20 protein-coding genes are annotated in these 25,397 nt (G+C 40.4%); 6 read left to right on the forward strand and 14 right to left on the reverse strand.

Features of this window, described 5'->3' with window-relative positions; all coding sequences use genetic code 11:
- The 4 genes from VF06_RS19525 to VF06_RS19540 form a co-directional block, all read right to left on the reverse strand.
- Nucleotides 1-557: CARDB domain-containing protein (locus VF06_RS19525; protein WP_306610302.1), on the reverse strand; the 557-nt coding region annotated here is incomplete at its 3' end.
- Between the two features lie 560 nt (nt 558-1,117).
- Nucleotides 1,118-3,841, reverse strand: a complete 2,724-nt coding sequence (locus VF06_RS19530) for a peptidase domain-containing ABC transporter (RefSeq protein ID WP_099072404.1) — start codon at nt 3,839-3,841, stop codon at nt 1,118-1,120.
- Nucleotides 3,790-4,572, reverse strand: a complete 783-nt coding sequence (locus VF06_RS19535; protein WP_099072403.1) for a peptidylprolyl isomerase — start codon at nt 4,570-4,572, stop codon at nt 3,790-3,792. Before VF06_RS19535 ends, VF06_RS19530 begins: the two co-directional genes overlap by 52 nt.
- Before the next feature lie 600 nt (nt 4,573-5,172).
- Nucleotides 5,173-5,973 carry a TIGR00297 family protein gene (locus VF06_RS19540; RefSeq protein WP_099072402.1) on the reverse strand — a complete coding sequence of 267 codons (801 nt, stop codon included), beginning with the start codon at nt 5,971-5,973 and terminating at the stop codon, nt 5,173-5,175.
- A gap of 175 nt (nt 5,974-6,148) precedes the next feature.
- Between VF06_RS19540 and VF06_RS19545 the strand changes: the two genes are divergently transcribed.
- A complete protein-coding gene (locus tag VF06_RS19545) occupies nt 6,149-6,580 on the forward strand; it encodes a VOC family protein (protein WP_099072401.1) in 432 nt (143 codons plus the stop codon).
- Here the strand turns inward: VF06_RS19545 and VF06_RS19550 are convergent.
- Nucleotides 6,577-7,197 (reverse strand): esterase/lipase family protein, encoded by a 621-nt coding sequence (locus VF06_RS19550; RefSeq protein ID WP_099072400.1) that lies wholly within the window; start codon nt 7,195-7,197, stop codon nt 6,577-6,579. The genes VF06_RS19545 and VF06_RS19550 overlap by 4 nt on opposite strands.
- A gap of 521 nt (nt 7,198-7,718) precedes the next feature.
- Here VF06_RS19550 and VF06_RS19555 point away from each other — a divergent pair.
- On the forward strand, nt 7,719-8,300 hold the full coding sequence (locus VF06_RS19555) for a hypothetical protein (RefSeq protein ID WP_099072399.1): 582 nt from the start codon (nt 7,719-7,721) through the stop codon (nt 8,298-8,300).
- A gap of 31 nt (nt 8,301-8,331) precedes the next feature.
- On the opposite strand, the gene VF06_RS19560 is transcribed toward VF06_RS19555, so the two are convergent.
- Nucleotides 8,332-10,614: a VIT domain-containing protein gene (locus tag VF06_RS19560; RefSeq protein WP_099072398.1), complete on the reverse strand. Its 2,283-nt coding sequence runs from the start codon at nt 10,612-10,614 to the stop codon at nt 8,332-8,334.
- 95 nt (nt 10,615-10,709) lie between these two features.
- On the opposite strand from VF06_RS19560, the gene VF06_RS41020 reads away from it, so the two are divergent.
- On the forward strand, nt 10,710-11,828 hold the full coding sequence (locus VF06_RS41020) for a hypothetical protein (protein ID WP_180267582.1): 1,119 nt from the start codon (nt 10,710-10,712) through the stop codon (nt 11,826-11,828).
- A 176-nt stretch (nt 11,829-12,004) separates the two neighbouring features.
- On the opposite strand, the gene VF06_RS19570 is transcribed toward VF06_RS41020, so the two are convergent.
- Complete coding sequence (locus tag VF06_RS19570) at nt 12,005-13,603, reverse strand: helix-turn-helix domain-containing protein (protein ID WP_099072397.1); 1,599 nt, start codon at nt 13,601-13,603, stop codon at nt 12,005-12,007.
- 616 nt (nt 13,604-14,219) lie between these two features.
- Between VF06_RS19570 and VF06_RS19575 the strand changes: the two genes are divergently transcribed.
- The 3 genes from VF06_RS19575 to VF06_RS19585 all read left to right on the forward strand — a co-directional run bounded on the left by VF06_RS19575 (nt 14,220) and on the right by VF06_RS19585 (nt 16,833).
- Complete coding sequence (locus VF06_RS19575) at nt 14,220-14,402, forward strand: CsbD family protein (protein ID WP_099067636.1); 183 nt, start codon at nt 14,220-14,222, stop codon at nt 14,400-14,402.
- A 340-nt stretch (nt 14,403-14,742) separates the two neighbouring features.
- Complete coding sequence (locus tag VF06_RS19580) at nt 14,743-14,964, forward strand: hypothetical protein (protein WP_099067637.1); 222 nt, start codon at nt 14,743-14,745, stop codon at nt 14,962-14,964.
- 63 nt (nt 14,965-15,027) lie between these two features.
- Nucleotides 15,028-16,833 carry a PRC-barrel domain-containing protein gene (locus VF06_RS19585; protein WP_099067638.1) on the forward strand — a complete coding sequence of 602 codons (1,806 nt, stop codon included), beginning with the start codon at nt 15,028-15,030 and terminating at the stop codon, nt 16,831-16,833.
- A gap of 186 nt (nt 16,834-17,019) precedes the next feature.
- On the opposite strand, the gene VF06_RS19590 is transcribed toward VF06_RS19585, so the two are convergent.
- The 7 genes from VF06_RS19590 to tig form a co-directional block, all read right to left on the reverse strand.
- Nucleotides 17,020-17,592, reverse strand: coding sequence for an HPP family protein (locus tag VF06_RS19590; protein ID WP_099067639.1), 573 nt, complete (start codon nt 17,590-17,592; stop codon nt 17,020-17,022).
- A 397-nt stretch (nt 17,593-17,989) separates the two neighbouring features.
- Nucleotides 17,990-19,054, reverse strand: a complete 1,065-nt coding sequence (locus VF06_RS19595; protein ID WP_099067640.1) for a tetratricopeptide repeat protein — start codon at nt 19,052-19,054, stop codon at nt 17,990-17,992.
- A gap of 95 nt (nt 19,055-19,149) precedes the next feature.
- Entirely contained in the window at nt 19,150-19,992 is an 843-nt protein-coding gene (locus VF06_RS19600; RefSeq protein ID WP_099067641.1) for an RsmE family RNA methyltransferase, read from the reverse strand.
- A gap of 348 nt (nt 19,993-20,340) precedes the next feature.
- Nucleotides 20,341-21,255: an alpha/beta fold hydrolase gene (locus VF06_RS19605; RefSeq protein WP_099067642.1), complete on the reverse strand. Its 915-nt coding sequence runs from the start codon at nt 21,253-21,255 to the stop codon at nt 20,341-20,343.
- 194 nt (nt 21,256-21,449) lie between these two features.
- On the reverse strand, nt 21,450-22,790 hold the full coding sequence (gene clpX, locus VF06_RS19610; RefSeq protein ID WP_099067643.1) for an ATP-dependent protease ATP-binding subunit ClpX: 1,341 nt from the start codon (nt 22,788-22,790) through the stop codon (nt 21,450-21,452).
- Between the two features lie 9 nt (nt 22,791-22,799).
- Nucleotides 22,800-23,498 (reverse strand): ATP-dependent Clp endopeptidase proteolytic subunit ClpP, encoded by a 699-nt coding sequence (clpP, locus tag VF06_RS19615; protein ID WP_099067644.1) that lies wholly within the window; start codon nt 23,496-23,498, stop codon nt 22,800-22,802.
- A gap of 350 nt (nt 23,499-23,848) precedes the next feature.
- Nucleotides 23,849-25,288 (reverse strand): trigger factor, encoded by a 1,440-nt coding sequence (gene tig, locus VF06_RS19620; RefSeq protein WP_099067645.1) that lies wholly within the window; start codon nt 25,286-25,288, stop codon nt 23,849-23,851.
- Between the last annotated feature and the right edge of the window lie 109 nt (nt 25,289-25,397).

A 25,397-nucleotide genomic window follows, 5' to 3' on the forward strand; every position in this document is an offset into this window, starting at 1 on the left:
TTGTTATTACCATCAGCTTGATATAACAGATAATAATTACCTACCGCGATGCTATTATTGATGTTAATTGTAGTTGTTGAACCGCTAGAAGCACCGGCAGCTATTGGACTGAGATAATCAGAACCTAAATATATATCATCGTTGCTTAGGGTTGTATTTGTTGAAAGATAAAACTTTGTTTGTTGATAGCCTGCACTACCCGTGCCTTGATTTTTCACTTGATAGCTGACTTCAATACTTTCRCCCACTGACCCTACRCTRGRATTAACAGCATTTTGAATTATTAGGTCTGGTTGAACAGCAGCGACAACAGCGCTTGATTTTACCAGAGACATCCTCTGTGTAGTATTTTTATTATTTTTACTACTTGTGGCTAAATCTTTATACGTTTGATTTTTGATTCCAGAAGTATTGATTAAAGAAGAAGTGTAACTACTTGCACTGGAGCTAAAGTAATTATTAGAATTATCAAATATATCAGGTACTTTTAAAGATAGATTGCTAGTTTCCAGACCAAGATTTTGATTATTAGAATTACGCTCTTTGGTAAAAAGCATCAGCAATTGCACTCCATATATTCAAGTAAATTCGCATTATGTAACCGCTCAAATCCTTTTTGTTTCAGAACTTGAGCCAGAGAAGTATTTTAGTATAAGACAGGTACTACAAATATATTTGACTAGAAAATAACATAATTAGTTAGTAATATCACATTTTGAGGTATTACAAAATTTATCTTTTCACTTCATATAAATTTGTAATACTACATTTTTTGTAGATATTAAACTCTCCAAGCAAATTTAACCTTAGTCCGGTACTGTTCTAAATTAGAAAATAATCGGGGAGAAGTAGGGGAGAAAATTGAGCGCAAATCATATCATGTCCAGTAAAAGATTTATTATTTAGACCGACGCGGGGACGCAAAGACGCGGGGACGCGGAGAAATTTTAACGACAAGTAATTAGCCGGACATGATATCACATTAAAAAGGCGAATAGAGCATAACTCTATTCGCCAAAAAGTACTCGAAAGCCACTCTGTAGATATTTATTTTTTATCTAGCCACAAGCTTTAAAGCCATTAAATCAGAACTTAGGCAGCGAATCTAGTGAATGTACTATATATTTGCTTGCTGCCGTTGATATAGTGACCAGTACAAACCTTTTTGTTGTAATAACTGTGAGTGAGTACCACGTTCAGCAATCACGCCTTGTTCTAACACCAAAATTAAATCGGCACGTTTGAGAGGAGCAAAGCGGTGAGCGATGAGAAAGACGGTACGGTTGGCAGAAATTTTTTGCAGATTTTGTAGTACTTGTTGTTCAGTTTCACTATCCAAAGCGCTGGTGGCTTCATCCAAAACTAAAATCGGTGCTTGGGAAAGAAATAACCTTGCTAGGGCGATGCGTTGTCTCTGTCCACCGGATAAAGCGGTACCGCGTTCGCCGACATTAGTTTCGTAACCGTAGGGTAATTGGCTGATGAAGTCGTGTGCTACCGCCAGCCTTGCGGCTTCTACCACTTGTTCTGCGGTAATATCAGGATTGCCGAGAGTGATATTTTCCAAAATAGAACCGTTAAATAAAAAGTCTTCTTGGAGAACTACACTAATTTGTTGTCGCAGTGATGCTAAATCGGCACTTTTAATATCAAAACCATCAATCAGAATGCGTCCTGATTCAATTTGATAAAGGCGTTGTAATAGTTTAGAAAGAGTACTTTTACCGGAACCGCTACGTCCGACAATACCAACAAATTGTCCTGGGTCGGCATTGAAAGATATTCCCCGTAAAACTGGTTCAAAGTTCGGTCGGTAGCGGAAAAATACTTGCTCGAAGCTGACTTGACCTTTCAAAGGTGGCAAAACTAAGCCAGTTCCCGGTTCTGCTTCTGGAGAGACATTGAGAATATCACCAATGCGGTCTACGGAAAGTAGAACTTGTTGGAGGTTTTGCCACAATTGCACTAAGCGTAAAAGCGGCCCTGTGACTCTACCAGACAACATTTGAAAGGCGACAAGTTGTCCGACTGTGAGCTTTTGTTCGATGACTAACTTGGCTCCAAACCAGAGAATCAACATTGTGGAAAAATTGGTGAGGAAGTCACCAAGATTGCTGCTGATGTTGGAGGTAGTAGAAGCTTTAAAACCTGTGCGAATGAAGCGAGCAAATAAGCCTTCCCAGCGATCGCGTGCTACTGGTTCGGCTGCATGGGCTTTCACTGAGTGAATGCCGGTGACTGTCTCGACTAAAAACGATTGACTATCGGCAGAACGGTTAAAAGTTTCGTTGAGCCAGTTACGCAGAATTGGTGTTGCAACTATTGTCAAGGTAGCAAATAGTGGCAATACTGCTAAGGCGACAAAGGTGAGGGGAATATTATAGTAAAACATCAATGCTAGGTACACCACAGCAAAGATGCTATCCAAAATTACAGTTAATGCTGTACCTGTGAGGAATTGCCGAATTTGTTCGAGTTCTTGGACTCGTGCTACTGTGTCTCCCACGCGCCGCGACTCAAAATAAGCCAAAGGCAAACGCATCAAATGGCGAAACAGCTGTGCTGATAAACTTAAATCCAGACGGCGGGCTGTGTGGGTAAAGATAAATAAGCGCAGAATGCCGAGTATGGACTCAAATATGGCGACAAACAGCAAAGCGATCGCCATAACATCAAGAGTCGGCAAACTCTCCTGCACCATGACTTTATCAATAACAACTTGGGTAATTAGTGGTGTTGTTAAGCCCAAAAGTTGCAAGGTAAAAGATGCTAGCAATACTTCCCCTAGCAATCCTTTATACTTCCAAACTGCTGGGGTAAACCAACTGAGGTTAAATTTTTCTTGCTGGGATATGAGTTCGACTTGCCAGAGTTGTCCGTCCCAAGATGCTTCAACTACTGACTGGGGCAAACTTTCACAAAGGCGATCGGGATTTAAAGGATTAGCGATAATTAAGCGATCGCCTTTTATTCCGTAGGCTACCACCCAAGATGGACTCTGGGCTAACTCGGTATTCCACAACAACAAAGCTGGAAATGATATTTGTCGCAAGTCACTCCAACTTACTTGTAACCGCCGCAACACTAAGCCCATCTTTTCTGCTGCTTCCACAACATTTTTTGGGCGTTGTCCTCTAAGTTGGCGTTGTACCCATTCCAGTTGCACGGAATTTTCTAGTTGTTGCGCCACCATTGTTAAACACGCAGCAGCAGTATTCCAACTGGCAACAAAAGGATAATTGGGAACAATTAAGTTGGCTGCTGGTAGTCCTTTTTGGGGTTGTAGAGGAACAGTTTCCTCGGAAGCTGGGGGTAGTGGAATTGTGGGAGAGTAGGAAAATGTCTCTTTTTCTGGTTCCCTTTCTACAGGTAAAGCTTGCCAAAATTCCTGAATTTGTGGGTGAGAAAATTCTGCCCACAGTGCTGTCTCCCAACACACTACTATCACTTCTTTACTAGCAGCTACAGCTTTAAAATCCGCAGACAGCTTTTGTAAATCGCCAAACCAATCTCCTGCTTCCAAGGCGGCTATGGATTTGCCAACACGTTCTTGAGATAGCCCGCTAGATGGGTTTCTTCCATCTCGCAAACGTACTTTACCAGCCACAATCAAGAATTGGTAACCGCTGATATCGCTTGACCAGATTTTATCCCCCAAACGATACTGACGAGCTTGAGATTCATCTCGCAATCGGGATTGCTGTTCGGGAGTCAACCAACACAGTGGTGGTTGATGCCAAGGTAAAGAAGCCAGCACTTCTAATCGTAGAGATTCATTATCCAGAATTTTTAACTCACTTGTAATTTGACTGTCAGTTTTTGAATTTTCTCTGCTAGCCATTTCTCAAACAATTCATTTTGTAGTGCTTGGTTTAGTTGAGTATCTTCTAAAGAGGCTGGCAGAAATTGTTCTACTCGAAACAAACCAAAAGGCCCTTCTCCTTGCAAAGAGGTTCCACCAACCAATTTTATTGGGCCTACCACTTGCCCAGGACTTGCGACATCAATAGCTGCCCGTAGTGTGTCCGGTAGACTTCCTCGGCTAATGAGTCCCATCATGCCATTCACAATTCGGTCATCTGCAAGTGAATATTCTCTAGCTAATTGCTCAAAGCTACCTCCTTCTTCTATTTGGATTTGTAATTCATCTGCCAATTCGCGATTATCAACAACAATCCGAGAAAGTACCACCCGATCTAAAAAAATTTTGCGTTCAATAAAATATTCTGGAAGTTTTGCTTCGGTAACTACAGCTTTCAGTTTTTCTACCTTGTAGCCAAAAGTCACTGATGTATGAAATGTTGTGTAATCTGTGTTGTTCCTCTTTAACCATTCTTGAAAACTTTGGGGGTCAGTCAACTGATTGTTGAGTCGAAAATCAATAATTGCTTGCTCAGTTACCGCTGTGCCAATCTCGATATCATCTCGCGTCCGGATTTCTTGCTCAATTACGTACTGGCGGAGAATATCCCCAATGTACTGTCCCAATTTTCCAGAGACTTGCAGGTATTTTACTGCTTCTTCAATAGAAATAGCTTGGTCATCGACTATCAAAAATGGTAAAGATTCCATGAACTAATTATGTAAAAATGGTTAAACACTCATAGGACTTTTAAATTAAATCATATAGAAATCATGTTGTCACAGATGGATTATTATGATAAAGATTTCATAAACTAAACAAAATATATTGCTAATGGAACAAGAGACGCTCTCAAGCTCTTTACGTCACCGTGCTTTCATGATTAGTAATACGCCCTTGGGAAGACACAACAGGATTGAAAATATTAGCTATGCCCTAAAAGCAAGCCAAGGGGAATTTTCTGAAAAACACTGTATCAATTTCAGCAACTAATCAGATAAGTAAGTGAAATCAACTAAAACAGGTGAAAAAATATATTGATTATTTAAGCTAATGTGCGCTGAAAAAGCATAAGTATACTAGTAGTCTGGCAACCCAAAAATGCGCTTCTTTCGGGCTGGGGAAATGGGAAGGGATTTAAAACCTTTCCCCTTTCCCGCGCCAAGTGAACTTGGCCAACCACTAGTTAACTGTTGACTGTTAACCGTTAACTGTCAACGGTCAACAGTTAACTATTTAATCAAGTCAATGTGCAACGCCAAATGCAGAACAGCTTATTTTGTGGGCTAATTGTTACAAGTGCCAATGTTTTATAACCCATGACCAATGCCCCACAACCAAGCAAATATTACGGCTGCCATCGCACCGATTAATGTATTCAAAATATTTACAACTTCGTTTGTCAGCCAGTTATATTTTGATTGCAGTGTTGCTCCAATCACGCTTTCCAAATTAGTGGCGATAAATGCTGCTAACACACACCAAGCTACACCTAATATATCAATTAAACCAACTCCCCAACCAACCAAGGCGATCGCCACAGAACCCACAACACCAGCTAAAGTTCCCTCTAAGCTTACCGCTCCTTCTGTACCGCGAGGCACTGGTTGAAGGGTGGTAATCAAAAAGGTGCTTTTACCATAAGCTTTACCAACTTCGCTGGCAGTGGTGTCAGCAAGTTTGGTACTGAAACTCGCCACATAGCCTAATAATAATAGAGATTGGAAATTAGGGATTAGGGATTGGGGACTGGGTACCAAAATTCCCCAATTGAGTAACCCTACTCCCAAGGCACACAAAGCCCCAGTTAAAGCCGAACCCCAGACGTTTTCTGGGCCTCTTGCACCAGAACGCTTTTCGGCAATTCCTTCGGCCTCTTTTTGTGCCATCCCTATGCGGGTAACGCCAGAACCAACTAAAAAATAGAACATTACCACTGCATAACCTTGCCAGCCTAAAGTTCCCCAAATTAGTATGGCCAATAACCAAGCGTGGAATAATCCAGCTGGAGTTAGCAGTTTTTTAGGAGCGATCGCAGCTAAACACAATAAAATTGTGTTTAATCCTACTCCCACCAGCCACGGATTGAGAGAATTAATTGAGGGTAACATCAGTAATTAGTCAACAGTAAGTTTATATTATTACATGTATTGCAAGTTGCTTTTTAACTTAGTTCATTGCTGACCGTTAACTGTCAACAGTCAACAGTTAACAACCAATAAAAAAGATGTACAACACCAAATGATTTTGGCAAGCGATTAATTATTAGTTTTTCCCATATAAAGTATGAACCAAACTATATTCCATCTTGCTTTTCCTGTGACTGATATTACCAAGACCAAAAAATATTATGTAGATGGCTTGGGCTGTATTCCCGGCCGGGAAAATCGCCACGCATTAATTCTCAATCTCTACGGTCATCAATTAGTAGCTCATGTTACCAAAGATATTTTGACACCCCAACAAACCATTTATCCAAGACACTTTGGACTAATTTTTACCCAAGAAGGTGATTGGCAGGATTTATTAGCAAGGGCACAACAACAGCAATTAATTTTTCGCGAAGAAAGTAAAAATCGCTTTGTTGGTTCTCCTCTTGAGCATCGTACTTTCTTTTTAGAAGACCCCTTTTATAACCTCATGGAATTTAAGTATTATCGCTACCCAGAAGCAATTTTTGAAAGTTCAGAACACACACAAATTGGCGATAGAACTTAAGAATTTAGAATTGAGCTAATAGGCTGTGCCAATATCTCTGATATGACTGCTAAAGTCTTGGAATTAGTGAGCATCCAAGAGTGTAAACCAACTCGCATAACCATTTCTTTTCCCACCAGCATTTGTGAACTTTTCGCTGGTACGATCATCAAATCGTAGGGTGTCCAGATAGATGTAAAATTTAGCTGTTTTAATATATCAACATCAGAATTCAAATCTTGGAGAAAAAGGCTGTTGGGACGCATTTGTATGCAACCAGGACGCTGGGATGCATAAGCAAGCACAGTTCCGTTATGGGGTGAAGAAATGGTAATAAACCGCTGTACCTGCTTAATTCCTCCCAAGCGTTGCACATAGTAACGGCTGACAATTCCTCCCATACTGAAGCCTACTAAATCAATTGGTTGTTCTGGTGGAAAGTTATCTTTAACATAATCGGCTATTTGGTGTGCCAATTTATCAAGACCTAAATCACCATTATTGGGTACTAAATTCAGGGCATATACAAGCCAACCTTGTTGTATTAGGTATGCCCTCATTTTCCGAAAAACTATTTCTGTGTCGCCAATTCCGTGTACTAACACAACTGGATTGCGCTGCTGATTTATAATACTCATCGATAAAATTTAGCTGAATTATCGGGTTAAGTTTTACTCAATTTTAGATTTTAAATTTTGAATTTGGGATTGCAAAGGTAAATCCATACTGTTCTACAAGCTGAAGTTACTGGTTTTCGGATGCTCGCACAGATATTTAGCAAAGGTTAAGGTTTAAAGCGTTGACTGTTGACTGTTAACTGTGAACCGTCAACAGTCTTCAAATGTAAAAAATTTAACTCAGTCCATAGATAGAGCAGCTGGCTGATTATTAGACAAAGAAATGTTAATTTTTGTGAAGCTAGCTTTCAGAATCTTGCTCTTAGTTACAGTAAAATTTAATAATTAGTTCTCAGTGTATTAGCTCGTAAGTGCTTGCAACAAAGCATTTATAGTGTAGTTTTACTACAATGTTCATTAAACACAAACCTATAGAGGTTGTCACCAGGATAGGGTGACGCAAAGCAGAAAAATGTAACATTTTGTCGTGATTGTTAACAATTACGGTCAAATTTCAAATATAAAAGGCAGGAGTAATTGTAATGGGTTTTATCAAAAATTTGATCTCAGGAATTCTTGGTTTATTAAGCGGTATTCTGGGTTTCGTTACTGGCTTATTACCGGGAAAGAAAAAAAGCAACGGCTACTTCTTAGAATTGGACGAGGCCAAGGATACTGCTAAAGAAGCAGCTAAAGAGGTAGCATCAACAGCGAAGAAAGCAGTGGAGACAGTTGCTTCAACTGCCAAAAAAGTAACGGAAACAATTACATCAGATGCACCAGCCGCATCCGAACCAGTTTCATTGAATGGAGCTAAAGCGGACACAACTAAAGCTAAGGCAAAATCGACTAAATCAACTAAAGAAGCAAAATCAACTCAAAATCCAAAACCAGCTGATGTTCAGCTAGTCCAGACTGCTCAAGGTCTACAAGTTCAACCCGGCAACAATGAAAAAGCTGCGGCGGCCAAAGTCGTTAAACAGCAGCCAACTGAAACCACCTTTGCGCCTAAATATCTAGCTCCTTCGGCTAATGGCTCTAACGGTCGTCGCCGTCCAGGGGCTAACATGAATTCTTACCTAGAACTAGCACGTCAGGTTAAAACCCCTGCTAATAATAAGTAGAGACGTTGAATTTTACGTCTCTACAAATTTGTTAAACGTGAATACGCAAGGTTAAGACGACTTTAGCAGTTGTAAGTGTAGGAACTATCCAAAGTAGGAGCGATCGCTTAATTTTCTCCACTACAGCTGCATCTTTTTGGGTTGAAGCTTGTTCATCCAACATTATCCCTGTTACCCGACCTTTTTTGATGGCGAACTCAAAGACGATTTCACCACCAAAACCTGGGGGTAAATTTATTATTTCTAGGTGTTGGGTTAAGTCAGCTATTGCCGTTTCATCCAAGCCAGTGGCGCTAAGGACTTCTAACTGGTGAGGGATGGGTGCTGCTAATTTTGGCGATGGCGGGGTTGATTCTTCTCGCTTTGTCCATCGCCTTCGTTTGAGAAAATCTGGAACCTCGTCTGCTGAAACTGGGGCTACTGCCATTGGAAATGTTATTTGACGCGCCACAGCACCAGCCGGAGGACTTGCAAATACTCCTTCGTAACTAACTGCTTCTGGCATTTCCACGGGAACTTGCATAGACACATATTGGCCTCCTGGTTCAACCCGCACGTCATCGCTAACAGCAACAAAAGCAGTGTATTGAGAAAGCAGTTGATAAGTTAAAGCTGTTTGTGTAACTGCTTCTACACCAGCTTTGGTTTCATAACTTACCATTTGATTCATCAAGTCTTTAATACAAGCACGTCCCCATAACTGAGCTACAGCCAGATTTTCCGTTTCTTCAAATGTGAGGTGAAACGTTTTTTCATAGCGTTTACCGCCCGCAGCAATGCCGGAAATTTGCAGATTACCACTGGCTTTATCTTGTTTGCGGCCAAACAAAACTAATGGTTGTTCGCAAAATAAATCAGGTGCTATTTTTGGGTAAATTACAGGCGATTCTGTATCACCTTGCCAAGAAATTTCAATATTCGTTAGTACAGGATTGTTGATTTGTTTGTAGAACTTTTCAGCAACTTCTTCTGTAGGTTCATCATGACGAATAATTCTAGATATTCCCCGGCCGATTTCGGCAATGCGATTTAATAAAAAACGATTAACTGAACTACCAGCACCGAAACTATAAAGGCGATTTGCTGGTTGGAGATGCTGTTGTACCTCTGCCAAAATTTCATTTTCGTTGCCGATGTAGCCATCGGTAAGAAGCACAACAGAACGTAATCTTCCGGTTGGTGTGGGGAATTTAATGGCTGTACGAATACCACTGAGCATTTCTGTGCCGCCAGCAGCTTGTAAATTATTAATATAAGCGATCGCTTTAGCACGATTTTCTGCTGTATTCGGTAGAGGTTTCTTTGATAACTCCCTGACTTTATCTGAAAAATCGAGAATTGTAAAAGTATCGTGGGGATTCAACCCATTAATAAATCGCCGCATTAATTCTTGGCATTTTTTTAACGGATCGCCTGATTGCGAACCAGAAGTATCTACCAAAAACACGACATCTTTGGGGACAATTTCATCAGTGGAATACTCCAAAGCTGGAATTAAATATATGGCAAAATGTCCGCCGCGATGGTCGGCTTGGGTTAATACTGTAGATTGAGTTTCTTGTCCCGAAACTTGATAGCGGAGAATTAAATCTTTGTTGGGAATTGTATCTTCTCCAGCTAATTGAATCCGCACAATTTGACTTGCATGTTCAATTTTTAATTGATGGGAAGGAGAACGCACTTGAGAAATTGGTAAACCCGCGTCAATTTCCACTATGACATTAATATCATGACGAGAACGCATTCCTTCTGGAACTACAGGCGGTGTAATCCGCGAAGCATCAGGAACTCTATCTGTGTCGCCGCTATTATCTATGCTTGTTCCCGGAATATATCTCGGCCCTACCACCATCGGGAAGACAAATTCGTAGTTTCCCGCCTCAAATTTTAAACTTTCAGTGTAACGAATTGTGACATCAATTTGTTCGCCAGGTTTGATGTTAGCCAGAGATTGCGTAAAGATGTTGTCTCGTTCTTGTTCTAAAAGTCCTGCGGTGCGTCCTTCTTGTTTTGCCTTCTCATAGATTTGTTGCGCTTCTTCACGTTTTTTAATATTACCTTTGATGGTGCGATCGCCTATTTTGATTTCCATATCATCCACCGCCGCTTCATCGGGTAACGGAAAGATATACACGGCTTCTAAAGGCTGTGTGAAGGGATTTTCAAAGCTTTGAATCACCTCAACTCGTGACAAATTACCTGCAACTTTGGCTAATACTTCTGTATGCTTGAGGGGAAAAACTAGCTTTTCTCCTTGAGGGGATTGGACATACAAACCCCCTAGCTGTTCGTTTTTAGCAGTTACTTTATTCATAAGTTTGATAACTTCTGTTGTATTGAACGTAAATCTAGACTAACCAAAGCAACAAGCAACTGTAACCTAACCACTCTTAGGAGTTTTGTTAGGATATGGGGGAGAAGTTGATAAATCCAACAATGACACCAATTCCCCAACTGTTTGCACAAGCTGAAAATGACTGGAATTTAGCAAGGTTGTGTCAAGATCTCACCTCTGCCAAACAGCAAATTTCTGGGAAAGCCAAACAACTTACACCATTGGAAATAAATTGCTTGAGGGGATTGCTTTGCGGTTATAGTCCTACTGAAATAGCTGCTGCAATGAATCGGGAAGTTAGGGGTTTACGAGTTGATTTATCTAGAGGATTGTATCGCTATATCGAAGTACTAACTAATCGACCGTCTAATACTTTAAAAGACTGGAGAGAAGTTGCTGACTGGTTAGCGAAAGCTAACTATAAAATCCGTTTTTTCGATCGTAATTCCCAAAATAATGATTCGTCACTTAAAATTGTTGATATTTCTCTTGAAGGATCTGTTAATTCCTGTGTAATTGATTTGAAAGTTCGTAATATTGGCAACCAGGTTGCGTTTTTGAAAAATGCTCAGTTTTTATTTCATCATGTTTGGGTACTAAAAAGTTGGGTTTTACCTGAAGTACAAAAATATGAACTAGCTTATCCAGCTGCACCAGCTATGTCAGTCCAGCGCAGCAGACCTGTTTTACCTAGTTTTGATTACCCAGTTACTTTACCAGCAAATTTCAATTTTGATATTCCTCTACCATTGAATTTTGTTAAAAATAACTATTTAAATACAGAAACAGAAATTATTCATCTGGAAAATATTAAAATTTCGCAATGTGTCAGTTGTAACGATGTAGATAGATTTACGTTTACTTTATTTTTGCCCAACAGCGAACAACAATTATCTAGCCAAGAACATTCACCGTATTTGATACGTACATCATATATTTATCACTTTAAAGTAGAACTTATTTATGATGAAGATAATAAATATATTCAATCTTCTGACTTAATTATTCTTTTAGAACCAAAATATCCTGAGAATATAGAAACACGAGAATTTTTGATAGAATCTGATTCTCAACTTTCCACAGAAATGAAAAAATGGAGTCAGCATAATCTAGAGTTTCTAACGGAAATCGCCAAAATAAAAAGTGTTATGAGTTCATCATTAAATTCTTTAATCAAAATAGCGGTGCGTTAGCCTACTAGCGTGTCAAAGCTAAAATGTTGCAATAAAATTTCTTGTGGGATGGGTGTCCTCACCCGTCCGGGCAGGCAGGATGCCCACCCCACAAGAGTTTACTAATGCACTATTTTAAGCTTGCCACACTAGTACTTACCTTTCACCTTACCCTTTTCCCGACTTCTCTTAGAAGTTTAATCTTTAGAGTTAAGACCGAGACGTTCTATTAGCATGGGTAAATCTTTAGCAGAGACTTGGCGGTGATTGGTTTCTACAGCGTCAACCCAAGAGATACTTTTTCCCATCGTTGAGGCAAAAAACGCCCTCGACCAGCCTTTAGCTTTTCTGGCTTTGCGAATCATCTCACCTGATGGCGATCGCAGTTGACACTGATTTTTGGTTTGGCGGTTAATTCTGTTTTGGCTTTGCGGGTTGTTTAACCGTTGTTGTGCTTCTAACGGCAAATTGAACCGCCACCGTGACATTAAAAGTTCTTGCCAAAATCCAGCCGGACGTTTGCCTTGCTTGTTCTCCAACCAATCTGGCCCAATTTCAAGTTCTATTTGCCATCCAGCTTTTTTAACAACATTCATATCAGTTTCAAAATCATCAGCTAAACAGCGACGCAGTTGGCGATCGCTTGCTGCTGCTGTAACTCGTTTTTCTCCATAGGCAATTTCTAACAGCGTTTTGCCAATCAAGCGGTTTTGTAATCCGGGTACAATTTGAAAAGTTAGCCAAATCAGGATTCTGGCAGCACCGACGTTATGCTTGCCAATACTAAAAAGCGTTTGTACGGTTTTCTTGGTAATGATGCCTGTATGGTAATAATATTCTGATTTGTTCAAAAAGTATTTTGCCCACTCGCCGGGTTTGACGGTAACAGTTAAACCAATCAATTTGCAATGGCTATCCTCTGCTTCAGCAAATTTGTGTTCCACAGAAACATTCCAAATTTGCCAATCTGTTGTTGTAAACGCCGGAATTTTATCTGTATTTAACCAAGTAATTTCTGCCAACACTTGAGCAGGTTGTCTTACCAAACTATCTAGAATCTCTAATTTTTGTGATTTGCTCAAATCACGGCGCTTTGATAAACCTGTATATTCAACCAACTGTTTATCATCAATCTCAAAAGCTTGATTCCAAGGTTGGTGAAGCTCCAGTGCTTTAGCACAGTAAATTAGATGAATAGCACCTGCTCTGGGGTCAAATTCCTCAATGGTGGTAAGAGCAGCATCTATTGTTAATGGTTGCTTTTGTGGAGAAAATCTTTCATCGCTGATATAATACTCGATTTTGCCACTACGCCCTTTATTAACAGGTTTTTCGTAACTCAAAATCGAATCAGACTTAATTTTCCAGGATAAATCTGACTTTTGTGACAAAACTTCTGCTACACCTCGCAGTACCAACGTCAATGCTGCTAATGTTGTGGAGCCATCAGGAAATAAAGAACCTGCTTTAAACCTTGGTTTTTCGGTTGTAGATTTCTGCTCTTTAAGTAGTAGTTTCAGCAGGAAAATCGCAAAGCGATCGGACTGGATACTTTCAATCTGACGAAAATTATTCCAAGTGACGAGATGTGTTTCAACCTGCTGTTGAACTTCAAAAATTTGAGTTTTAACTTGATTTTTTGTTTCAAAAAGCTGTGTTTTAACCTGCTTTTTTACGTCAACTAAACTGACTTTACTTTTTTGTTCTAAGTCAACTAAGGAATCTGCGATCGCTTCTCTTGTTTGTTTTATTGTAACCTTTATCCGATTTCGTAATGCGTCAGATAAGCGTTCCATATTGATTGTTATTGTTATCTATTGAAAGTAATTTCTGATATTTGCTATGTGCAGATTTTTGACACGCAACTTTTATTCTAAATAATTTTTGTATAAAGCACAGAAGAGAATTTCTAATTTTAACATAAAATATGATTATTTAATAAATTAATTATTAATTATCAAATCTATAAATATAATTAATCAATACTATTTACAACCAGCAAGATGTAAGGTCTAAAAATTAGTAAAACTATGATGCCAAACCTTCTATATATAAGCTTTTCAGGATTTTACATTTGCTGCTAAAAACAGGTCACAAAATTGCTAGAAACAGGTCACAGATGCATATTAAAAAGTTAAATCTTTAAAAGTTTTTGCGAAGTCTTTGCAATCTGGATAAACTAATAGACTTGTGAATTTTTAATAGTCATATGTATTTTTTTAAACTTTTATGTATACTAAAAATGAAAGCTACAAGCTTTCTAAAAAAGCACAATTAAGCTCTAACATTGATATGTTTACATGTCAATTATTCTTACGAATCATACTTATCTCTATCGTAAGAAAGAGTAGTAAGAATCCAAAGTCTTGATTGTTTACAAACTTTTGAACCTAATTATCGAAGGAGAATTTTATGAGCTTAGAAGATAAAATCAAAGCAACTGCCAAAAACATTGAAGGTAAAGCTAAAGAAATTGCAGGTCAAGTAACTGACAATCCAGAGTTAGAAGCCGAAGGCAAGCTAAAACAAGCTGAGGCTAATGTTAGCCAGTCTGTTGAAAACGCCAAAGATGAAGTGAAAAAACTGATTGACTAATCAACTTTGCTGTTTCAAGAATCCCAAATTCAGAGTTTAGAATTAGTAATAAATTCAGACTTGTCATCATTCTCAAATCTGTACCTTAGAATCGATCGTTAACTTGTAGAGTGTTAGTGTAATCGCAAGCACGCTGATTTTTTTACTAATTTTGAGGATGAATTTGATTGCAAAACAGCAATCCTCATAAATAAATATAATGTTTAGAGGATTGCTTTTTTCTTCTGTAGTCTTAATTAATTCAAATTTAATTTTGAAAAAGATTTTCTAGCTCGATAGAGCTATGAATTAGCAATATTACTCTGTTTTTGTTCGATAAGATAGTTAAGGGAAAAAAACAATGCCAAGATTGATAGGACAGCGACGATCGCCTGCTGGTTTGTATGTGCTTTCTGCGATGGTTGTCGCGATCGCCGCAGCTGGAGTACTTGAATATAAAGGTGTTTTCGATCTAGAGGATCTGGTTCAAAAAGTAAAAATTAACCTGCAAACAACTAGTTTATCTTCTAATTCTTCAACAACTCGCTTATCTAAAATAGTGCTGAGTAATAAGTATTCATAATTAATTTGTGATTTACCTGCAAACAAACTTTAGGAACTCAGCACTACCAAAGGAATCAAAGATATGCGTCGAGGAACTGATTTAATAGGAAAAATTGTTGTTGCTTACAATACCGGAGAGCGAATTGAGCGGATTCAAGACTTGATTTTTGACCAACAGAGCGATCGACTTCTCGGACTGCTTGTGGATGATGGCAGCTTGTTTCGTAGTGCCCGTGTGATTCCATTTGCTCAAGTACAAGCCATCGGTTTAAATGCTGTAATCGTACCTACCAAAGCAGCAGTTGTCAAAATTAAGAAAGTGCCAGAAATTAGAGCTATTGTCAAACGCAACAATGTGCTCAAAGGAACCCGAATCTTGACTGTAAATGGACGCGATTTGGGAACAATGATTGACCTTTATTTTGACGAACAGACAGGAGTTGTTGAAGGATACGAAGTATCCGGCGGTTTGTTTGCTGATGCTTATTCTGGACGATGCTTTGTTCCCGCTACCAACACGCTCAAAATCGGAGAGAATTTTGCATTTGTACCCGTTGAAACTGCTGAACTCATGCAAGAACAAGTGGGTGGTTTTAAAGGAGCCATTCAAACAGCTAGCAATACAATACAAGACACCACAGCGGCAGCTAATAAAAAACTTCAAGAAGTAGGTGAAATTGCGACAGAGAAGTTGCAAGAAACAACAGAGGTTGTGAGCAGACAATTGCAAGAAGCCAATCAAGCAGCAACAACATCGCTGACAAACGCAATTATCGATTCAACAGCGCAAAAAGCTTTTGTAGTTGGTCAAATTGCAGATAGAGATGTATTTGCCCCAGATGGCAGCGTGTTAGCGATGCGGGGACAAACAGTTACCAGATCGATTGCCGATGAGGCCGAACGTCTAGGCGTACTCCATCAACTTTATCGAGCCACTGGAGGAGATGTTGTAGCCGAGTTAAATCGCAAAATTCAGGAAACTGTAGACACAACTAGCAATCAATTCCAGGAAACTGTAAAACAAACAAGTGCGATCGCCGATCAAAAATTGCGACTGACAGCACGCAACACTGCCACCAACTTAATGAATGCAATTATCAATCCAGAAGAACAAAAGGCTTTGGTAATTGATAGGGTGGTTGATTACGACGTAATTTCCCCGAATGGAACATTGCTAATTGCTCAAGGACAGCCAATTACATTGGAGATTGCCGAACGAGCCGAGCATCAGGGAATACTTAACCAACTGTTCCAAGCAACAAAAGGCAGCTTAACAGCCGAGTTGAGTAACTCAACCAGCAATATTGTTGCTAGTTATTTAGTAGAACAAGCTTTGGGACGACGAGTGCATCAGTTAGTTCGGACTAATGATGGATTAGTCGTAGCTGCGCCAGGACAAATTGTTACCCAACAAGTAATTGAGCGCAGCCGCAGTTACAAGCAAGAACGGGCGCTACTCAATGCCGTTGGCTTAACCTTCATTGACGCAGTTGGTTCTAGTGCCAATCGCACACTTGCGGATACAAGCGAATTGGTGGTTGATAGTGTTGCTCGCGTACAAGAAAATGTAACTAGCTTCGTGGCAATCCTCCAAAAAAGGTTTGAACAGGTACGCCAACAGGCAATTCAAACATTAGAAGAACACCGCATCAAAGATGCTTTAGGACGTACCGTGAATCGAATCATTTTAAACAAGGATGATAGCGTGATTTTAATTCCGGGGGATATCATTACCCATCGTGCCATCGAACTTGCCCGGAAAGCTGATGTGCTAGATATCCTATTAAGCTCGGTGTACAAAAAAGAAGAACAACCTGCGATCGCTTTATTAAATCCATCACCAAAAACTAAAGTCAAAGAGCGAGAACTTACAGTGTCATCGAGTTAATTATAGTTTCAGCTACGACTCTGCCAACCCAAAAATGCGCTTCTTTCGGGCTGGGGAAAGGTAAAGGGGAAAAGGGTAAGGGATTTAAAACCTTTACCCTTTCACCTTTCCCCTTTTCCCGACTTCTGCAAGAAGTCTATTAAAAGGATGGTTTTTAGCAACTGTCGTTGGGACATTGCCACGAATTTAGAACCAATATTTGGGATATGTTCTTTCGTGCGCCAAATTATTAAATACCACAGCACAGAGTACCAAAATTATCGAACCTTCTAAGGCAGGAGTTAAAAGAAATTGCCAGGACGGTTTCGTCATCATCACAACTAATGCAACTGCTCCCGAAGGAGGGTGTAAAGTTGCAGTCAGCTGCATCATACCAATGGCTGTAGCTACCGCCATTCCCATTGCCCAAGGTTCTGAACCGAAAAGATGCAGAATAGTCAGACTAACTAATGCCGCCACAAGATTACCACCAATTACATTCCGGGGTTGAGCTAAAGGACTGTCAGGAACACCAAAGATTAATACGCTAGTAGCACCAAAGGGAGCCATCAACAAAGGAGAATTAGTTTTTACAGAAAGGTAAGCCGTTAGGGCTATGCCAATAAAACTACCGCACCAACTCCAAAATATGTGTGTGTGGTGGGGTCTATCTAAACAAAATGAACGCTTAGTTCCACGTATTTTAAAGCAGTAGTTTCTCCATTTCTCCTGAAAATTTTGATAATTGAATTTAGCTTGTTTGGGTAAATAACCTTTCATAATTTTCCAGAGCAACTACAACTAACAGTCCTCAACACAAAAAGATTCCTTGTATTTACTGCTTTAGCTCATCTTGGTCAGCAATTTAGCTATAAAATACGTAAATTCTGTTTCTTGAGAGAGTTTAAAATTAGACTCATCAGCTAAGGTTTTCGTCTGATGAAGGCCATGTTTGAGCCATAAATTAGCGTTTTATCACTCAGAAATTCAAATTCATTGATTTAAAAAATTTGGTAGCTGTAAAATGTCATGATTTTATGACATATAATTTCCAAAATATCCTTTGAAGCCGACCAAGGAAATACGAAATCTATACAAATAAGTTATTTTATTTATAAGATTTATTTATATTATTACCTGGCTTGACTTTCTGAGAAATCAGCTGTAGCTAATCTATTTATTTCACAAACGCTAATCCACTATATAAATGAAAAGCAGAGTCCCAATTAGTCTCCTCTCTACGAAATAGGTGAATGTGAGATTCAAGTTGACCCAGTATTTCTTTATGGTCTAATGCTGTATCTGCAAAGAGCGTGAAATCTGACCAAGTTTTGACCTGGGGTAGTTGCTGACCGATCCAATTTGATAAACTATTCCAATTAATTCTGATTGTATTTTGGCTAGCTTGAGGAATAATTTCTAAACCTTGCTGAAATTCATAGCTACCATCGCAAAGCCGCAGAATACAACGTCTACCGGGTAGGTGTAAATCACAAAACTGAGCATAGTCTTGTGTTTGAGTTTTTCTTTCTAGCTGACCACGAGCATCAATATCTACAACTTGTTCAAAAATAGGCAAAAGTCCTACTACTCGTGCTGTGACTTCTGACCAATCAAAGGTTAAAGAACCGAGTTGATTTGCTTGATTACGGCAAACAACAGTAGCTTTTAATTGAGATTGTGAAAAATATTTAATTTGAAATACTTGAATTTGTTGAATTGCGGTTATTGTTGTCCAAAAACAGGGAATACCAGCTTGTTGCAGCTGTTCGCCGTAAAATTTTAGTTCTCCTACTTGTCCAGTGCGGTATAATCTCCAGCCACGACTTGGTAGCGTTAACCTTGCACTGTAAGGATCTATTTGCATTATTTGAGCAAATTTTCGAGATGCTTCTGGCTTCAGTTCGTTATTAACAGGTTCTAAGATTAGTACGCCAAGTTCGGTGTTATTGGGTTCGGATTTGGCTTGAGCAATAGCACGTTGTCTTTCTTCTTGCTCAATTTCTTGCAGCCGCCGCAAACCTTGACGCGCTAGCGTCACTATTCTAGTATTTCTTGTATCTCGTAGTAGTTGTCGAAAAATTTTTTCTGCATCTTGGTAGTTTCCAGATACTTCATGCAGCCTACCGAGGTAAAATTGTACCCAAGGATGTTCTGGTGATTCTTGTTGCAGCTGTTTGAGTAATGTAGCAGCTGTTTCATAGTCTTTATTGTCAAAGGCGATCGCAACTTGCTCAATCATGTTTCAATCCACGCGAGAGAAATATCTCACGCAAAGGCGCAAAGGCGCAAAAATTTTCTGTGAGCCTGGGTGTCTCTGCGCGATCTATAACTCATTTATACTTCACAAGCTGCGGTAATCAAGGATAATGCCACTACTGGCGCTGTCACTGCTCTGAGGATACGACGACCAAGGGAAACAGGTTGAAATCCCACTGCGATGGCATTTTCAACTTCTTGTTTTGTCCATCCGCCTTCTGGCCCGGTAGCAATCACAATTGTCTGTTGTTCTGTCTTACCAAGCTCCGATCCAAGGAACCCTTGGCTCAACGCCACTTGCTTTCCGACGCAAGGCGACAGGAACGCAGTGGCTCGACTTTGCGCTTTGTCATTTGTCACTTGTTCTTTGTGTTGTAAGCAATCTTTTAAGTGCGGAAAATCACCACGAGCCACACAGATATATTGCTGAGTGTTGACTATTGATTGTTGAGTGTTGACTGATGACAAACCCGTGTTAAAAGTAACAGGTTCTAAAATAGTTGGCACGAATGAACGTTCTGATTGTTCGGCGGCTTCCCCTGCGATACGCCGCCAGCGTTCGAGTTTTTGCGGGCTGGGATGAAGCAAAGTGCGATCGCTCAACACTGGTGCAATACAAGTTACCCCTAATTCCGTACAGCAGCGCACTACTTCATCGAATCCATTACCTTTGGGTAAAGCAATTAATAGTGTAATTAATACAGGTAATTCAGTTTCTACTGTCAGTATTTCTAAAACTTGTGCTTGTTCTGCTGCTAATTGCGCCAACCACCATTTTCCTTTACCGTCCATTGCAATAAAGCGATCGCCCTCACGCAAACGCAACACCCGCCCCAGATAATGTTGCTGTTCTTTGGTAAGCAAAATTTGCTGTTGTTGGAGTTGGGAAGGTGCGATGGCAATTCTTTGCAGCTGAGACATCGGATTGAGGATTTTAGTTAAAAAACACCAATTTTTGCTACTTTAGTTTTGGCTACTGGTAAATTAAATTACTTTAAATATGTTTTAATTTTTAATTATTTTCTGGTCAAATGACTGTGTTATTAATTGTCAACAATTAATTTCTCAGCATTGAGTTATACTGCGAAGAAATTTCCTACTGCGATCGCTGTTGATTAAACTTGCTCTTTTACTCGGTAAAACAATTTAAAAGTCTTGGCTAAAACCCAATACGCTAAGTTAAGCGTTTGCTCTTTTCTTTGCAATAGCCTCTATCTTACCACTGCGCGCCTACACTAAAAAAAACTGTTAACTGTCAACAGTCAACAGTCAACAATCAACTGGTATCTTAATTTGTAAAAATTCCTGGACTCGCTGCAAATAAGTTGATGCATCTTCTAACATCGGAAAATGGGCTGTATTCGGAATCACTACAAACTCCACTTTGTCACTCAATGCTGCTGCTTGACGCCCCATCTGGGCTGGAATGATCTTGTCATACTCACCCGATATCATTAGAGTTGGCACTGTCAACTTAGCAAATTCCTGTGGCATCAACTCAGCTTGTGCCTTAGAAACTGAAGTAAAAATTGTACCTAATGCTGCATCATAATCTGCTTGGAGAAAATCTTCTAAAAAAGCCTGCCGTTCAGCATTTGGTATGGGACTATGCAGAAATCTAGCCATAAAGAATCGGTCAACAAATGGTATTTTAGCTAACCATTTGGGGCGGAATTTAACTACATAACCACCAAATTTATGAAAGGCTGTAAATGCTTTTTCGTCGTATTCAAAAACACCACTACAAGTTAAAATTCCCCGTTCTACTCGTTGAGGATAACGGTTAAAAAATAAAGTAGCAACAGAAGCACCCATTGAATGGGCATGGATATAAACACGCTGGATATGCAACGCATCTAACAAAGCTGCCAAATCATCAGCGTATTCTTCTAATTCATACGTTAACTGTTTGATTGCCTCTGATTGTTCCTGGGGTGACTCAGACTCAGCAACAGATTCGCTTGCTTGGACTATGGTTGGCTGACCGCGAGAACGTCCAAATCCTCGTAAATCGTAGAGTAAACAATCAAATTGCTCAGATAAAGCATTAGCAATACTTTGCCAATATCTAGCCGAACCAGCCCAACCGTGGATAAAAACCATCACTGGTTTAACTAAAGAATTAGATGGTTTTTTTACCCACTCATAATAATGCTCAACGCCACGAACATTAATGTAAGGCATTTGTGCTTTGTCCTCTGTCTAATGTCATTCGTCTTTTCTTACAAATTCCCCTTCACCGTCGCAAGTACGGCTAAATCGGATTTTGCACTTCATCATTAGTCACTATATCCTGGCTACATTGTTATTACTCTTTAGTTTTTGACTAATAACTAATGACTAATGACTAATGACTAATGACTAATGACCAATGACTCTTAGGCTGATTCTGGCTTTGGTAGTGAAGAAGGATGTACGATCAGTTCGGCGGTCGATCGCTTCTCTACCATCTCCCGTGTTACTGTACAACGTGTCACGTCTTTGCGAGATGGTAATTCATACATCACATCCAGCATCAATTCTTCTACAATCCCCCGCAACGCTCTAGCACCAGTTTTCCGACGGTAGGCTTCTTGAGCAATGGCTCTTAAAGCATCTGGTTTAAAGTCTAACTGGACATTATCCATCTTCAGCAGTTTTTGGTACTGCTTCACTAAGGCGCTGCGTGGTTGGGTAAGAATCGCCATTAGCGCTTCTTCATCTAGGGGATCTACCACTGCTACCATTGGCACGCGTCCGATAAATTCTGGAATCATGCCAAATTTCACTAGATCGTCCGGTTCTAGATGGCGGAGAGTGTCTGCTGCCCGTTTTTCCTTGGATTGACCTTCTCCCGGCTGCACAAAACCGATTGACTTTTTGCCGACTCTCTGGTCTACAACTTTTTCTAAACCTACGAAAGCCCCGCCACAGACAAATAAAATATTGCTGGTATCAATTTGAATGCAGTCTTGGTAAGGGTGCTTGCGTCCTCCTTGGGGTGGGACGTTGGCGATGGTTCCCTCTAACATTTTCAGCAAGGCTTGTTGCACGCCTTCGCCGGAAACATCGCGAGTAATTGAGGGATTTTCGCTCTTGCGGGCAATTTTGTCAATTTCGTCGATGTAGATGATTCCCCGTTGGGCTTCCTCCACGTCTAAATCTGCCACCTGCAACAGTCGCAACAAGATATTTTCTACATCTTCTCCCACATACCCTGCTTCCGTCAGCGTCGTGGCATCAGCGACGGCAAAGGGAACATCAAGGATTTTCGCTAGGGTTTGGGCTAAGAGAGTTTTACCGCAACCAGTAGGGCCAATTAACAAAATATTAGACTTTTGTAACTCCACTACATCATCAGTAGCAGCTTTGCCATTGGCTTTAGACTGAACGATGGCCAGCCGCTTGTAATGATTGTAAACGGCTACAGATAAGACTTTCTTGGCTTCATCTTGACCAATAACGTGTTCGTCTAGATACTTTTTAATCTCTCTTGGCTTGGGTATTTGATTAAACGAAATACTCGAAGAGCGGGTACGACGTTTTTGAGGTGGTTCCGATTTTGGTGCGGGTTGGGCTGCTGCACCATTTGTATCGAGTAACTCTTCGTCTAGTATTTCGTTACACAAGTCAACGCATTCATCGCAGATGTAGACTCCCGGCCCCGCGATTAATTTACGCACCTGCTCTTGAGACTTGCCACAAAATGAACATTTTAAATGGGAGTCGTACTTAGACATACCAGCCTCTTATTTCAGAATGGTGACGTTTTCCCCTGCTGTGGGAAGATTTTGCCTGGAAATGACCTGATCGATCAAACCGTAGTTTTTCGCCTCTTCTGCCGACATGAAAAAGTCGCGCTCGGTATCTGCTTCGATTCTTTCTAAAGGTTGACCAGTATGCTGAGATAGTAACTGATTTAGCTTCGCCTTAACGTAAAGAATTTCTCTAGCTTGAATTTCAATGTCAATGGCTTGCCCTTGAGCGCCACCAAGTGGTTGGTGAATCATTATCCGAGAATCGGGAAGAGACATACGCTTACCCGCAGTTCCCGCTGTTAACAAAAACGCTCCCATGCTCGCAGCTAATCCAAAACAAATGGTAACAACATCGGGGCGTATTTGTTGTATTGTATCATAGATAGCCATCCCTGCGTAGACAGAGCCGCCAGGGGAATTAATGTATAATTGGATGTCTTTTTCTGAGTCTTCAGCGTCTAGGAATAACAACTGAGCGACAATTGAGTTTGCAACAGCATCGTCTATTGGCGTTCCCAAAAAGATAATCCGCTCTCGCAGCAGGCGGGAGTAGATGTCGAAAGCCCTTTCTCCCATACCGGATTGTTCTACCACCATCGGCACGATGTTGTTAGGGCTGCTCAACTGGGAGTTAATGTTTATTCGACTTAAGTTGCTGATGGGATAATTTCCCGACTGCGATACAAGCATAGAAGATTTAACGATAGTTGGGACAGAGGTCTCGGCAGCTCAGGCTGCCTTGTTGACGAGTTGGGATTTTTATTTAAGCTACGTGTTAACCATTATGCCTCATATAAATTCCTCTCGTGTAACACAGTATCAAGCCCAGACCCAAATAGTGTCACTATTTCCTCAGAATTCTTTAATTTTTCTTTTGATTGTGGGGATTGGGGAGATGAGGTAGACAAGGGAGCAGGGGAGAATAATAACTCCCCAGTCAACAGTCAACACTCACCAATGCCCCATACCCTTGATATCCTTTAGCTTACCCATTCACCAGCACTTTAACTCAGAACTGATGAATTATCGATGTGAAATTTTCAGGACTCTGGTGCGGTTTCTGTGGAAGGTTCGCTGCTTTCTTCTGTTTCAGGTGCGTTGGTGTCTGCATCTGATTGTGTTGCTTCCGTTTCCTCTGCTGACGCTAAGGAACCTTCGGGTACAAGTTCAACTGAGGAGTGTTCTAAGAGCCAGTCAATGATTTTTTCGGTTAGCAGTTCATTTTCCACCATTGACCGTAGTCTTTCTTCATCAATATCTTTCTCATCTGGATACTGTTGTAAAAGTTCTGTGACTCTGGCTGTGATTTCCTCTGGTGTCAGCTCTATAGATTCGCGTTTACCCACTTCTCGTAAGGATAAAGAGCGCTTGAGGCGGTCAATTGCTTCCTGGCGCGATCGCTCCCGCAATTGAGGAATAATATCTTGAGTAAATAACTTCCTCACATCTAGTCCTTGCTGAGACAAGCGAATTGCTGTTTGAGTCAGCATTGCATCCACTTCTTTCTCTATTAACGTTGCTGGTAACTCAATTTCTACGTGCTTGAGCAGTTCCGTTAACAAAGCTTCTTGCTTATTGCTCTTGGTTTTTTCGTCGGCTTCTTTTTGGTATCGCTCTACTAGAGAGGTGCGTAATTCCTCCAAAGTTTCAAAATCACTGACTTCTTGGGCAAAGTCGTCATTTAATTCTGGTAGTTCTTTTTCTTTGAGTTCTTTAACCGTTACTGTAAAGGTTGCTGCTTTTCCTGCCAAATCTTCATTAGCATAAGGATCTGGGAACTGCGCTGAAATTTCCTTGGTTTCACCTGGATTCATGCCTACGATACCAGAGACAAAACCTGGAATAAATTTATCTTCTTGCAACTCTAGTTGAAAATCAGTTGCTTCGGCTCCGGGAATAGCTTCTGGTTCGCCTGTTTCCTCTTCACCCTCAGCTTTGGCGAACACGCCTTTAAAATCCACTACAGCAACATCACCGATTTGGGCTGCACGTCCTTCTACAGGAATCAATGTTGCCAATTCTTGACGTTGCTTGTCCAGAGTGTTGTCTACTTGCTCTGGATCGTACTTGATTTCCTCAGCTTTAGCTTGCAAATCAGTGTACTGCACCAAATTTACTTCTGGCTCAACATCAACAGCCGCTGAAAACGTCAAGGGTTTTCCAGGTTCATAATTATTAATCAAATCCTCAAAAGAGGAACGCAGTTGCGGCTGACCTATGGCTTGAATGGATTCTTGTTTAACTGCTTGCTCAATACCATCTTGAATTAGTTCTTCCAGGGCTGCTGCCTTAATTCGAGTCGTACCCAGCCTTTGTAGTAATATTGGCCGAGGCACCTTGCCTTTACGAAACCCAGGAATATTGGCAGTACTCGCTAAGTTTTTAATGACTTGTTCGTAAGTTTGCTTGGTAATTTCCGGCGTAATTTCTATTTCCAAGCCAATTTGGCTGGCGGGAAGTTTTTCCTGGGTGACTTTCATGCTTCGTCTCTAGTTTTCTGGTATTTTAAACTCCGAGTACACACAAGACGCAAGTAATCGCGTTTATGGCTTGATGTCTCTTAGGGGCAATGAGAGGATGCCACAAGGC

The sequence above is a fragment of the Nostoc linckia z4 genome (assembly GCF_002608075.1).
GTDB lineage: Bacteria > Cyanobacteriota > Cyanobacteriia > Cyanobacteriales > Nostocaceae > Nostoc > Nostoc linckia.

Bases quoted from the DNA above. Each gene is read 5' to 3' on its own strand.
- VF06_RS19555 (WP_099072399.1), top strand. From the start codon at position 7,719: ATGGGTTTTATCAAAAATTTGATCTCAGGAATTCTTGGTTTATTAAGC.
- VF06_RS19575 (WP_099067636.1), top strand. From the start codon at position 14,220: ATGAGCTTAGAAGATAAAATCAAAGCAACTGCCAAAAACATTGAAGGT.
- VF06_RS19590 (WP_099067639.1), bottom strand. From the start codon at position 17,592: ATGAAAGGTTATTTACCCAAACAAGCTAAATTCAATTATCAAAATTTT.
- VF06_RS19550 (WP_099072400.1), bottom strand. From the start codon at position 7,197: ATGAGTATTATAAATCAGCAGCGCAATCCAGTTGTGTTAGTACACGGA.
- VF06_RS19585 (WP_099067638.1), top strand. From the start codon at position 15,028: ATGCGTCGAGGAACTGATTTAATAGGAAAAATTGTTGTTGCTTACAAT.
- VF06_RS19595 (WP_099067640.1), bottom strand. From the start codon at position 19,054: ATGATTGAGCAAGTTGCGATCGCCTTTGACAATAAAGACTATGAAACA.
- VF06_RS19580 (WP_099067637.1), top strand. From the start codon at position 14,743: ATGCCAAGATTGATAGGACAGCGACGATCGCCTGCTGGTTTGTATGTG.
- VF06_RS19545 (WP_099072401.1), top strand. From the start codon at position 6,149: ATGAACCAAACTATATTCCATCTTGCTTTTCCTGTGACTGATATTACC.
- VF06_RS19570 (WP_099072397.1), bottom strand. From the start codon at position 13,603: ATGGAACGCTTATCTGACGCATTACGAAATCGGATAAAGGTTACAATA.
- clpX (WP_099067643.1), bottom strand. From the start codon at position 22,790: ATGTCTAAGTACGACTCCCATTTAAAATGTTCATTTTGTGGCAAGTCT.
- clpP (WP_099067644.1), bottom strand. From the start codon at position 23,498: ATGCTTGTATCGCAGTCGGGAAATTATCCCATCAGCAACTTAAGTCGA.
- tig (WP_099067645.1), bottom strand. From the start codon at position 25,288: ATGAAAGTCACCCAGGAAAAACTTCCCGCCAGCCAAATTGGCTTGGAA.
- VF06_RS19560 (WP_099072398.1), bottom strand. From the start codon at position 10,614: ATGAATAAAGTAACTGCTAAAAACGAACAGCTAGGGGGTTTGTATGTC.
- VF06_RS19605 (WP_099067642.1), bottom strand. From the start codon at position 21,255: ATGCCTTACATTAATGTTCGTGGCGTTGAGCATTATTATGAGTGGGTA.
- VF06_RS41020 (WP_180267582.1), top strand. From the start codon at position 10,710: ATGGGGGAGAAGTTGATAAATCCAACAATGACACCAATTCCCCAACTG.
- VF06_RS19540 (WP_099072402.1), bottom strand. From the start codon at position 5,973: ATGTTACCCTCAATTAATTCTCTCAATCCGTGGCTGGTGGGAGTAGGA.
- VF06_RS19535 (WP_099072403.1), bottom strand. From the start codon at position 4,572: ATGGAATCTTTACCATTTTTGATAGTCGATGACCAAGCTATTTCTATT.
- VF06_RS19600 (WP_099067641.1), bottom strand. From the start codon at position 19,992: ATGTCTCAGCTGCAAAGAATTGCCATCGCACCTTCCCAACTCCAACAA.
- VF06_RS19530 (WP_099072404.1), bottom strand. From the start codon at position 3,841: ATGGCTAGCAGAGAAAATTCAAAAACTGACAGTCAAATTACAAGTGAG.